Raw genomic sequence first — 10056 nt, 5'->3', positions numbered from 1 at the left:
CCTTGTGGGAGCTTGGCTCCGCCGAGCGATTGGCGCCGCAGGCGCCTTGGCGGTGGTCGCCAACCTGGCCGATGACCACCTGGCGCCGCTGCGCGGCGCATCGCCCCGCAAAGCGTGGCTCCCACAGGGTGCTCAATGCCTGCCTTGTGGGAGCTTGGCTCCGCCGAGCGATTGGCGCCGCCAGGCGCCTTGGCGGTGGCCACTGACGTGGCAGACAACCGCCGGCGCCGCTGCGCGCCGCATCGCGCCGCAAAGCGTGGCTCCCACAGGGTGCCCAATGCCTGCCTTGTGGGAGCTTGGCTCCGCCGAGCGATTGGCGCCGCAGGCGCCTTGGCGGTGGCCGCTGACGTGGCAGACAACCGCCGGCGCCGCTGCGCGGCGAATCGCCCCGCAAAGCGTGGCTCCCACAAGGCTGCCATCCCCACCCGTAGATGCACAGATCTTCTGTGCGCTTGGCGCCGCCAGGCGCCCCGGCTCTCCGAGGGGCAAGAGTGCGCGGGTGAGGGGTGTTATCATTCGCGCCACACTCACCCGACAGGAGCGACGATGACGGCAGCAGCCCCCTCCCTGCTGGTACTCTACACGGGCGGCACCCTGGGCATGGTGGAGACCTCCCACGGCCTGGCCCCGGGCGGCGACTTCGAGGCGCGGCTGCGTGGTGCACTGGACACGCTGCCCCCGGCACGCCGTGCCGCGCTGCCCGCCTTCACCCTGCTCGAATCGCCCTCGCCCATCGACTCCAGCGCCGCCACGCCCGTCGACTGGCAACGCCTGGCCCGGGAAATCGCCGCCCGCTACCGCGACCATGCCGGCATCGTGGTGCTCCATGGCACCGACACCCTCGCCTGGACCGCGTCGAGCCTGGCCTTCCAGTTGCAGGGGCTCGATCGCCCGCTGGTGACGACCGGCGCCATGCGCCCGCTGGAGGCCGACGGCAGTGATGCCCTGGCCAATGTGGAGACGGCGCTACGCTTCGCCGCCAACCCCGCCCTGCAGGAAGTGGCGATCGCCTTCGCCGGCAAGCTGCTGCGCGGCGTACGCACCCGCAAGTGGCACACCAGTGCCCCGGACGCCTTCGCAAGCCCCAACTATCCGCTGCTCGGCGAGCGCGTCGACGACGATGCGGTGCTCTACCCCGGCCGCGGCCTGGAGGTCCAGCAGCGTGGCGCCCCCCGCTTCGAGCTCCCCGACTATGCCCCCCTGGCGGAGGGCGGGGTGGCCCGCCTGGTACTGTGGCCGGGCATCACGGCCCGCCAGGTCGCCGCCTGGCTGGATGACGACCGCCTTCGGGGCGCCCTGCTCGAGACCTGGGGGGGCGGCAATATACCCGACGACCCGGCACTGCTCGGCGTCCTCGCCCGGGCCAGCGGCGAGGGCAAGCTGCTGGCCGCCATCAGCCAGTGCCCCCGCGGCAGCATCGCCATCGGCAGCTACGCCGCCGGCCGGGGCCTGGCCGACGCCGGCGTCCTCTGCGGCGAGTCGATGACCCCCGAGGCCGCACTGGCCAAGCTCGTGCACCTGCTGGCCCAGCCGCTGGACGACGCGGAACGCCGGCGGCGCTTTCTCACCCCGCTGGTGGGCGAGCGTTGACGTCGGTCGGGCACGGCACGGCGGAAATGGCTATGGTGGGAGTGATCCCGTCCCCCGCAAGGAGCGCCACCATGGAACACCCCGATCACCCCTTCACCGAACTGTTCGAGCAACTGGGGCTCGCCTCGGATCCGGAAGCGATCAGGCGCTTCATCGAGCGCAACGGTCCGATCCCCGAGGAGATTCCCCTGCCCGACGCCCCCTGCTGGAACGAGGGCCAGGCCGAATTCCTGCGCGAGGCCATCGAGGAGGATGCCGACTGGGCCGAGGTGGTCGACCATCTCAACACGTCGCTGCGCAAGCGTTGATCCGCCGGCGCGGTTTTCCCTGCGCTCTCTTGACCCTCCATGCCAGCCAATGTAAAAAAACGTATACAGACAGGACGCCACGTCCATTCGAACTTTGACGCGGTACGGGCACGCCCCGGTGGCGGCCCCATCACCGATCATGCAGGGAACAGCGGATGACGCCTGTCGAGACATCAGCGCGTGAAGCCGGGGATCCTCACGATGTCCAGGGCCTCCCCCCACTACCGGCCTCGCTGCAGGCGCGCCTCGCCGACTGCCACACCCTGCCCTCGCTGCCCGCCGCCGTCGCCAAGGTGCTGATGGTGGCGCGACGCACCGACGCCAGCCTGTTCGAATACGCCGCGGCCATCGAGGCGGACCCTGCCCTCACCCTGCGCCTGCTGGCGCTGGCCAACAGCGTCTTCTATGCCCGCCATCGCGGTGAGGCAAATAGCTGCCGGGAGGCCGTCTCGCGCATCGGGCTGGACGCCACCCTCGCCGCGGTGATGAGTTTCGGGCTGTCGCCCTCGGGCAGGGCGGAGGGGCTCGATCTCGACGCCATCTGGCAGCGGGCGATCATCGCCGCCCTCGCGGCCCGCCACCTCGCCGACCGGCTCTGCCCCGAGCATGCCGGCACCCTCTTCACCATCGCCCTGTTGCAGGACATCGGCATCCTCGCCGCCGAGGCCCTCGACGGCGACGCCTATACGGCGCTGATCCGCGCCACCGCCAGCCACGACGCCCTGTGCCAGGCCGAACGCGAACGCTACGGATGCGACCATGCCAGCCTGGGGGCCTGGCTCGCCGCCAGTTGGGGCGTGCCGCAGCACCTGGCCAGCGGCATCGCCGAGAGCCACGGCGAGCTCGAGGCGACCTCACCCGACATGCTCTGCCTGCGCCTCTCCGGCCAGATCGCCGACGGCTGGCTGACACAGACCCCCGGCAGGGCCTTCGGCCGCCTGATCCGGCGCCTCGAAACCCGGCAGGAGCTATCGCTGACGGCGATCGAGGAGATCCTCGACGAGTTGCAGGCACAGCTGCCGAGCATGGCCGAGCTGCTGGAGATCACCCGCCCGCCCCAGCGCGACAGCCACGAGCTGCTCGCCGAGGCCAAGCGGCACCTCTTCATGCAGACGCTGGCCCTCGGCGCCCGCCTCGACGCCCAGCAGGTCGAGCTCGAGGCCCTGCGTGAGCGACACGCCGAACTGGAGCGCAGCAGTCGCCTCGACCCGCTTACCGGCCTCGCCAACCGCGCCTGGCTGGAGCAGCAGCTCGAGGAGCGTTTCCACCACTCCCGCGAGCATGGCAAGAGCCTGGCGGTGGTGTTCATCGACCTGGACCACTTCAAGCAGCTCAACGACCGGCACGGTCATCAGCTGGGCGACCGCGTGCTGGCCAACTTCGCCGCCAGCCTGCAGGAGATGGTTCGTGAAGGCGACCTGGCCGGGCGCTACGGCGGCGAGGAGTTCCTGGTCATCCTGCCCGATGAGCGCGTGGCGGGTGCCGAGGCCATGGCGAGGCGGCTGGCGGAACGGCTCGCCAGCCACCCCATGGCCGAGGTCGATGGCGCGCCCCTGCACGTGTCGGTCTCCATCGGCATCGCCTGTATCGGCGACACCGACTTTCGCAATGCCCGGGAATTGATCGATGCCGCCGACCAGGGGATGTACCAGGCCAAGCGCAATGGCCGCGGCGGCGCCCAGCGGTTCACGCCACGCGCGTGATGCCCCGCTCAGCCGGGAGAGCCGTTGCGCGCCCGGTCGACGCGCCGCCGCATCCAGCCCCCGACCAGCAGCAGCAGCGTCAGCGTCACCAGCGGCATCACCACGACCGCCCCCAGGGCGTCTTCCCTCTCCACCGCAGCCAGGGCGCCGTGAATGGCACTGGCATAGACCGCCCACTTGATGCCCAGGCCGACCACGGCGGCGATGATGAAGGTGGCGAGGGGCAACCGGCACAGGCCGGCGGCATAGTTGACCACCGAATGGGGGAAGCCCGGCATGACGCGCAGCGCACACTGGGTCAGGAAGTCGCTGCGCTTCTCCAGCATGCGCATGACCCGGCGGGTCAGGGTGCCTGGAGAGAAGCACTCACCGGCACGGGCGGCGAGACAGTAGGCGCCGAGGGCACCGCCCACGCTGCCAACGATCAGCATGGGGGTCGCCGCGAGCGGCGTATAGAAGGGGGCGATCAGCCACAGGCCGATGCTGCCGGGCAGGCCAACGGCCAGGGTCACCGCCATGACCAGGATGACGCTGACCATGGTCAGCGGATGGTGAGACGCCTCCTCGGCCCAGCGCTGCAGGGCGGCGAGGTCCGGGGAGTGCCAGACCCACAGGTAAGCCGCCATCAACAGGCTGGCTCCGATGGCCACCCAGCGCCAGGGTCGACTCAGCGAGCTGTCTCGGGGCATCGACTCTCTCTCGGCGGCGGGACGCAGACACCATGGTGCCACGCCCCCGGCGCCGGGTCACGGCCCCGGGGTGCCGGCCGGCTCAGGCGTCCAGCTCACCGGCGGGCGGCAACGGTTCGTCTCCCTCCTCCTCGGCCGGCGGGGGATCGGCGAGCCGCGGCATGGCGGCCACCCGAAGATCGACGTACCACAGCAGGCCCAGCTGCACGAACAGCACGGTGAAACACCAGAAAAGCCCCTTGATCATGGGGGAATCCTCGAGAGAAGCCGACGGCTTCAGCGACGACCATTCTAGCGCGTCCCATCCCGGACAGAAAGATAGCCAGCTAATGGAGTCAGAGCCGGGCCTCCACCCGCTCGAGTATCTGCCGGCTCACCCGCCCCACCAGCGGCTTCGCCGCCTTGCTTACCGCCTTCTCGACCAGTCGGCTGTGCAGGACATAGGTCAGGGTCAACACCACCTCGGTACCCTCGGCGACCGGCGTCAGGCGGTAGCACCCCCGGTTCTCCACCCCGTCCAGCGACTCCCAGGCCAGCACCTCCGGTGCCCGTGACTGGGTGATCTCCACGTCGAAGGTCCAGTCGCGACCCACCGCATGTACATGCCAGCGGTAGCGATTCTCGCCCAGCGGCTCGATCGCCCGGATCAGGTCGGAGTAGTCGACGAAGTCCTCGACACGCTCGAGCAGGGCGAAGACCCGCTCCGGCGGTGCCTTGAGGATCGCGCTGTGTTCGATGGTGGCCATGCGGCTTCCCTGAGAACGAAGAAGGGGTCGTGTGATCGATGCCAGCCTGGAGCTTACCGCCCGGGCGCCTGCGGTGCCAATCGCACAGCGCGGCTACAGGTCCCGCATCAGCAGCGCATACTCGATGCGCGCGGGGTCGATCGCCTCGCCCGGCACCGGGATGCGCACCACGTGGCCGGAGCCCGGGGCCACGCCCACCGATTCGCCGCGACGGTTCTCGATCTGCTCGAGCACGAAGCGGCGGTTGCCGCCGGGCAGCATCAGCTCCATGCCGTCACCGACCTCGAAGCGGTTCTTGACGTTCACCTCCAGCACGCCACGGCCCGGGTCGTAGCCGATCACCTCGCCGACGAACTGCTGGTGCACGCCCACCGAGTTGCCCTGCTCGTAGTTCTGGTACTCGTCGTGGACGTGGCGCCGATAGAAGCCCTCCGTGTAGCCACGGTTGGCCAGGTTGTCGAGCTCGTCCATCAGGCGCATGTCGAACGGCCGGCCGGCCACGGCATCGTCGATGGCCCGGCGGTAGACCTGGGCGGTGCGCGCCACGTAGTAGTGCGACTTGGTGCGCCCCTCGATCTTCAGCGAGGTCACGCCCATCTCGGTGAGTCGCGGCACGTGCTGCACGGCGCGCAGGTCCTTGGAGTTCATGATGTAGGTGCCGTGCTCGTCCTCGAACACCGGCATCAGCTCGCCCGGCCGGGTACGGTCCTCGATCAGCGCCGAGAGCTCGTCCTGGCCCTCCACGCCACCGGCGGTGGCCGTGTCTTGTGAAGAGCTTGCCACCTCGGCGCTGCCCCCGCCGGAGGCGATCAGCCCGCCCGGCTGTCCATCCTGCCCCGGCGTCCAGACGCCGCTGGCGGCATGGGCCCGGGCCGAATTGGCCGGCACCAGGTCGCCGGTCTCGTCGTGGGCGGCGGCCACGGTGTTGTACTTCCAGCGGCAGGCGTTGGTGCAGGTGCCCTGGTTGGGATCGCGGTGATTGAAGTAGCCGGACAGCAGGCAGCGCCCGGAGTAGGCGATGCACAGCGCGCCGTGGACGAAGGTCTCGATCTCGAGGTCGGGGCACTCGGCGCGGATCTCGGCGATCTCGGCCAGCGACAGCTCCCGCGACAGGATGATGCGGCTGATGCCCTGCCGCTGCCAGAACCTCGCGGCGGCGTAGTTGACCACGTTGGACTGCACCGAGAGGTGGATCACCTGGTCGGGCCAACGCTCGCGGATCATCATGATCAGCCCCGGATCGGACATGATCAGCGCATCGGGCCCGGCCTCGATCACCGGTTCCATGTCGCGCAGGTAGGTCTTCAGCTTGCTGTTGTGCGGGGCGATGTTCGAGGCCACGTAGAACTGCTTGCCCCGCTCGTGGGCGTAGGCGATGCCGCGGTGGAGGTTGTCGATCTTGAAGTCGTTGTTGCGCACCCGCAGCGAGTAGCGCGGCTGGCCGGCATAGACGGCATCCGCCCCGTAGGCGAAGGCATAGCGCATGTTCTTGAAAGTGCCGGCGGGCGACAGCAGTTCAGGGGCTTTCATGGAGGTCACCGTTGTCAGGACGATGGCACCGGAAGCGGACGCCGCCGCCAGGGGTGCTATGAAGGGGAAAGGCGCGAAAGTCTAGCAACTGCAACCGATCCTGGCCAGATTTCGTCCAGTTGCGTACACTGAGCCCCCTTCCGGACCGGACCCCGGAACGCCGTTGCGACGGCCCGACAAATTCTCCGACAAGAGCCCCGCTATGACCCACTCGAATGCGCCTGCCACGGTCGTGATCTACTCCGGCGGCATGGACTCCTTCACCGTGCTGCATCGTGCCCTGCGCGAGGGCCTCGACGTCCACGCCCTCTCCTTCGACTACGGCCAGCGCCATGCCCGTGAGCTCGAGGTGGCGGCCCGGGTGTGCCGCCGGCTCGGCGTCCCCCACCAGGTGGTCGACATCCGCGCCATCCATGGCCTGATCGACGACTCGGCGCTCACCGACGCCAGCCGCGAGATGCCCGAGGGCGACTATGGCCAGGAGAACCTGAGCGCCACGGTGGTGCCCAACCGCAACATGATCCTGCTCTCGCTGGCCATCGCCAAGGCGGTGAACATCGGCGCCGGCCGGGTCGACTACGGCGCCCACGGCGGCGACCACGTGCTCTACCCCGACTGCCGGCCCGAGTTCGTCGAGGCGATGAACGCCGTGGCGGGCATCGCCAACTTCGCCCCCGTCGAGATCCACGCCCCCTACCTGCGGGCGAGCAAGGCGGAGATCCTCGCCGACGGCCTGGCCATGGGGCTCGACTACGCCGACACCTGGACCTGCTACCGGGGCGAGGAACTCGCCTGCGGGCGCTGCGGCAGCTGCCGCGAGCGGCTGGCGGCCTTCGCCGCCCACGGTGCCACGGATCCCCTGGGCTATCTAGAGCGGCCCGATGCCGCCGACGACGATTCACCGCGGCCCGACACCGCCGCCCGGGGAGCACCCGATGTATAGCGTCAAGGAGGCCTTCTACTCGCTGCAGGGCGAGGGCGCCCGGGCCGGTCGCGCCAGCGTCTTCTGTCGCTTTTCCGGCTGCAACCTCTGGTCGGGGCGCGAGCGGGACCGCGCCGGCGCCGCCTGCCGCTTCTGCGATACCGACTTCATCGGCACCGACGGCCAGCACGGCGGACGCTTCGCCGATGCCGCGGCCCTGGCCGGGCATCTCGCCGCGCTCTGGCCGGTCGAGGCCGGCGTCGCCACGCCCTATGTGGTGTTCACCGGCGGCGAACCGTTGCTGCAGCTCGACGAGGCGCTGATCGACGCCATGCACGCTCGAGGCTTCGAGGTGGCGGTGGAGACCAACGGCACCCTGCCCGCCCCCGCCGGCATCGACTGGCTCTGCGTCAGCCCCAAGGGCGCCACCTCGCTGACGCTGACCGCGGGCGACGAACTCAAGCTGGTCCATCCCCAGGCCGAGGCCCCCCCCGAGCGCTTCGCCGGGCTCGACTTTCACCACTTCTTCCTGCAGCCGATGGACACCGCCCCGCTGGGCCGAACCGATAGCCCCATGGCCGAGACCGTCGCCTACTGCCTGGCCCACCCCCAGTGGCGCCTGTCGCTGCAGACCCACAAGATCGCGGGGATCGACTGATGACGCTCTTCGTCAACCGCCTGACCCAACTGGACGTATCGCTCTGGTGCCCGCGCCGCGGCCTGACCGCCGCCAGCTGGCACGTGGACGCCGAGCTCGACGGCGAACTCGGCGAGGACGGCATGCTGTTCGACTTCGGCGAGGTCAAGCCGTGGATCAAGTCGCGGCTCGACGCCGGGCCGGACCACACCCTGCTGGTGCCGACGCGGGCCCCCGGGGTGGAGGTCCAGGAGTGCCTCGAGGGGCTCTGCGTGCGTACCTCCCTGCCCTATCCCATGGAGATCCGCGCCCCGCGCCAGGCCCTCACCCTGCTGCCGTGGAGCGAGATCACCCCCGAGCGCCTGGGCGACCGCCTCGCCGACGACCTGATGCGCCGCCCCCCCGACCGGGTCGACGCCATCCGGCTTCGGCTGCACGAGGAGGCCATCGACGGCCCGGCCTACTGCTACAGCCACGGCCTCAAGCGCCATGCCGGCAACTGCCAGCGCATCGCCCACGGGCATCGCTCGCGGCTGCATGTCTGGCAGCACGGCAAACGCGTTCCCGAACTCGAACGGCAGTGGGCCGACTGGCTGGCCGACCGCTACCTGGTCAGCGAAGAGGACATCGTCGACGGCGGCGAATCGGAGTACCGGGGGCAGCTGACCACCCGCTACCGAGCCGACCAGGGCAGCTTCCTGCTGCGGCTGCCCCGGGAGCGCTGCGCCGTGCTGCCCACCCCCACCACCGTGGAGCAGATCGCCGCCTGGCTCGCCACCGAGATCGCCCGCGAGAGCGGGCATACCACCCGGGTCCAGGCCTTCGAAGGCATCGACAAGGGCGCCATCGCCCAGGCATGACCCGGGCGGACGCCGAGGGGAACGGGGAGCACGGAGCATGAAGCAGAGCATCGCACGAGCCGCCGCAGACGCGTGCCGCCCCGGCTGCGGCGCCTGCTGCATCGCCCCCTCGATCAGCTCGGCGATTCCCGGCATGCCCGACGGCAAGCCGGCCGGGGTGCGCTGCGTCCAGCTCGATGCCGACAACCTCTGCCGGCTGTTCGGCGACCCCCGCCGCCCCGCGGTCTGCGCCCGCTTCGGCTTCGATCGGGAGCTGTGCGGCGAACATCGCGACCAGGCGCTCGAGCGTATCGCCGCCCTGGAGCTCGCGACCTGAAACGGCCGTAGCGCTCAGCTCCCACCAAGCAGGGAATCTACCTCCCTGTGGGAGCCACGCTCTGCGGGGCGATGCGCCGCGCAGCGGCGCCAGCGGTTGTCTGCCCCGTTGGTGGTTACCCCGGGGCGCCTGGCGGCGCCGATCGCTCGGCGGAGCCAAGCTCCCACAAGGCAGGCATCTGCTCGTCCTTACAGGAGCTCCCACAGCACGGGCATCTACCTCCCGGTGGGAGCCACGCTCTGCGGGGCGATTGCGCCGCGCAGCGGCGCTGGCGGTTATCCGCCACGTCAGCGACATCCACTGGGGCGCCTGACGGCGCCGATCGCTCGGCGGAGCCAAGCTCCCACAAGGCAGGCATCTGCTCGTCCTTACAGGAGCTCCCACAGCACGGGCATCTACCTCCCTGTGGGAGCCACGCTCTGCGGGGCGATGCGCCGCGCAGCGGCGCCAGGTGGTCATCGGCCAGCTAGGCGACCACCGCCAAGGCGCCTGCGGCGCCAATCGCGCAGAAAATCTGCGCTCCCACAGGGGGCGATGCGCCGCGCAGCGGCGCTGGGCGGTTATCCGCCACGTCAGCGACATCCACTGGGGCGCCTGGCGGCGCCGATCGCTCGGCGGAGCCAAGCTCCCACAAGGCAGGCATCTGCTCGTCCTTACCGAAGCTCCCACAGCACGGGCATCTACCTCCCGGTGGGAGCCACGCTCTGCGGGGCGATTGCGCCGCGCAGCGGCGCTGGCGGTTATCCGCCACGTCA

11 protein-coding genes are annotated in these 10056 nt (G+C 70.2%); 7 read left to right on the top strand and 4 right to left on the bottom strand.

From position 1 onward, the window contains the following. The first annotated feature begins 546 nt into the window (after window positions 1-546). The 3 genes from QLQ85_RS03655 to QLQ85_RS03645 all read left to right on the top strand — a co-directional run bounded on the left by QLQ85_RS03655 (window position 547) and on the right by QLQ85_RS03645 (window position 3601). Entirely contained in the window at window positions 547-1590 is a 1044-nt protein-coding gene (locus QLQ85_RS03655) for an asparaginase (protein WP_282737753.1), read from the top strand. Between the two features lie 71 nt (window positions 1591-1661). Continuing rightward, on the top strand, window positions 1662-1898 hold the full coding sequence (locus tag QLQ85_RS03650) for a DUF2789 domain-containing protein (RefSeq protein WP_282720879.1): 237 nt from the start codon (window positions 1662-1664) through the stop codon (window positions 1896-1898). Window positions 1899-2053: 155 nt separating this feature from the next. Then, window positions 2054-3601 carry a sensor domain-containing diguanylate cyclase gene (locus QLQ85_RS03645; RefSeq protein ID WP_282737752.1) on the top strand — a complete coding sequence of 516 codons (1548 nt, stop codon included), beginning with the start codon at window positions 2054-2056 and terminating at the stop codon, window positions 3599-3601. Between the two features lie 8 nt (window positions 3602-3609). On the opposite strand, the gene QLQ85_RS03640 is transcribed toward QLQ85_RS03645, so the two are convergent. The 4 genes from QLQ85_RS03640 to trhP all read right to left on the bottom strand — a co-directional run bounded on the left by QLQ85_RS03640 (window position 3610) and on the right by trhP (window position 6566). Next, entirely contained in the window at window positions 3610-4290 is a 681-nt protein-coding gene (locus QLQ85_RS03640) for a TVP38/TMEM64 family protein (RefSeq protein WP_282737751.1), read from the bottom strand. An 82-nt stretch (window positions 4291-4372) separates the two neighbouring features. After that, a complete protein-coding gene (locus QLQ85_RS03635) occupies window positions 4373-4537 on the bottom strand; it encodes a hypothetical protein (protein WP_282737750.1) in 165 nt (54 codons plus the stop codon). Window positions 4538-4625: 88 nt separating this feature from the next. Then, on the bottom strand, window positions 4626-5036 hold the full coding sequence (locus tag QLQ85_RS03630) for an SRPBCC family protein (RefSeq protein ID WP_282720875.1): 411 nt from the start codon (window positions 5034-5036) through the stop codon (window positions 4626-4628). Between the two features lie 93 nt (window positions 5037-5129). Continuing rightward, the gene (gene trhP, locus QLQ85_RS03625) at window positions 5130-6566 is read right to left on the bottom strand and encodes a prephenate-dependent tRNA uridine(34) hydroxylase TrhP (protein WP_282737749.1); all 1437 of its coding nucleotides are present in this window, start codon (window positions 6564-6566) and stop codon (window positions 5130-5132) included. A gap of 202 nt (window positions 6567-6768) precedes the next feature. Between trhP and queC the strand changes: the two genes are divergently transcribed. Genes queC through QLQ85_RS03605 form a run of 4 tightly spaced genes read left to right on the top strand, consistent with a single transcriptional unit; the run spans window position 6769 to window position 9301 of the window. Then, complete coding sequence (queC, locus tag QLQ85_RS03620) at window positions 6769-7509, top strand: 7-cyano-7-deazaguanine synthase QueC (RefSeq protein ID WP_282737748.1); 741 nt, start codon at window positions 6769-6771, stop codon at window positions 7507-7509. Then, the gene (gene queE, locus QLQ85_RS03615; protein ID WP_282737747.1) at window positions 7502-8146 is read left to right on the top strand and encodes a 7-carboxy-7-deazaguanine synthase; all 645 of its coding nucleotides are present in this window, start codon (window positions 7502-7504) and stop codon (window positions 8144-8146) included. Before queC ends, queE begins: the two co-directional genes overlap by 8 nt. Continuing rightward, a complete protein-coding gene (locus tag QLQ85_RS03610; RefSeq protein WP_282737746.1) occupies window positions 8146-8985 on the top strand; it encodes a 6-carboxytetrahydropterin synthase in 840 nt (279 codons plus the stop codon). The genes queE and QLQ85_RS03610 overlap by 1 nt, the downstream gene beginning before the upstream one ends. Window positions 8986-9022: 37 nt before the next feature. Next, entirely contained in the window at window positions 9023-9301 is a 279-nt protein-coding gene (locus tag QLQ85_RS03605; protein WP_282737745.1) for a YkgJ family cysteine cluster protein, read from the top strand. The last annotated feature ends 755 nt before the right edge of the window (window positions 9302-10056 follow it).

It is taken from the genome of Halomonas kalidii (assembly GCF_030010475.1).
GTDB lineage: Bacteria > Pseudomonadota > Gammaproteobacteria > Pseudomonadales > Halomonadaceae > Halomonas > Halomonas heilongjiangensis.
Note: the sequence above shows the minus strand (reverse complement) of the source record. Positions and strands in the feature narration are given on the sequence as shown.

Coding starts and splice junctions, on each gene's coding strand:
- queE (WP_282737747.1), top strand. CDS start 7,502: ATGTATAGCGTCAAGGAGGCCTTCTACTCGCTGCAGGGCGAGGGCGCC.
- QLQ85_RS03655 (WP_282737753.1), top strand. CDS start 547: ATGACGGCAGCAGCCCCCTCCCTGCTGGTACTCTACACGGGCGGCACC.
- QLQ85_RS03640 (WP_282737751.1), bottom strand. CDS start 4,290: ATGCCCCGAGACAGCTCGCTGAGTCGACCCTGGCGCTGGGTGGCCATC.
- QLQ85_RS03635 (WP_282737750.1), bottom strand. CDS start 4,537: ATGATCAAGGGGCTTTTCTGGTGTTTCACCGTGCTGTTCGTGCAGCTG.
- QLQ85_RS03650 (WP_282720879.1), top strand. CDS start 1,662: ATGGAACACCCCGATCACCCCTTCACCGAACTGTTCGAGCAACTGGGG.
- QLQ85_RS03630 (WP_282720875.1), bottom strand. CDS start 5,036: ATGGCCACCATCGAACACAGCGCGATCCTCAAGGCACCGCCGGAGCGG.
- QLQ85_RS03645 (WP_282737752.1), top strand. CDS start 2,054: ATGACGCCTGTCGAGACATCAGCGCGTGAAGCCGGGGATCCTCACGAT.
- QLQ85_RS03605 (WP_282737745.1), top strand. CDS start 9,023: ATGAAGCAGAGCATCGCACGAGCCGCCGCAGACGCGTGCCGCCCCGGC.
- QLQ85_RS03610 (WP_282737746.1), top strand. CDS start 8,146: ATGACGCTCTTCGTCAACCGCCTGACCCAACTGGACGTATCGCTCTGG.
- trhP (WP_282737749.1), bottom strand. CDS start 6,566: ATGAAAGCCCCTGAACTGCTGTCGCCCGCCGGCACTTTCAAGAACATG.
- queC (WP_282737748.1), top strand. CDS start 6,769: ATGACCCACTCGAATGCGCCTGCCACGGTCGTGATCTACTCCGGCGGC.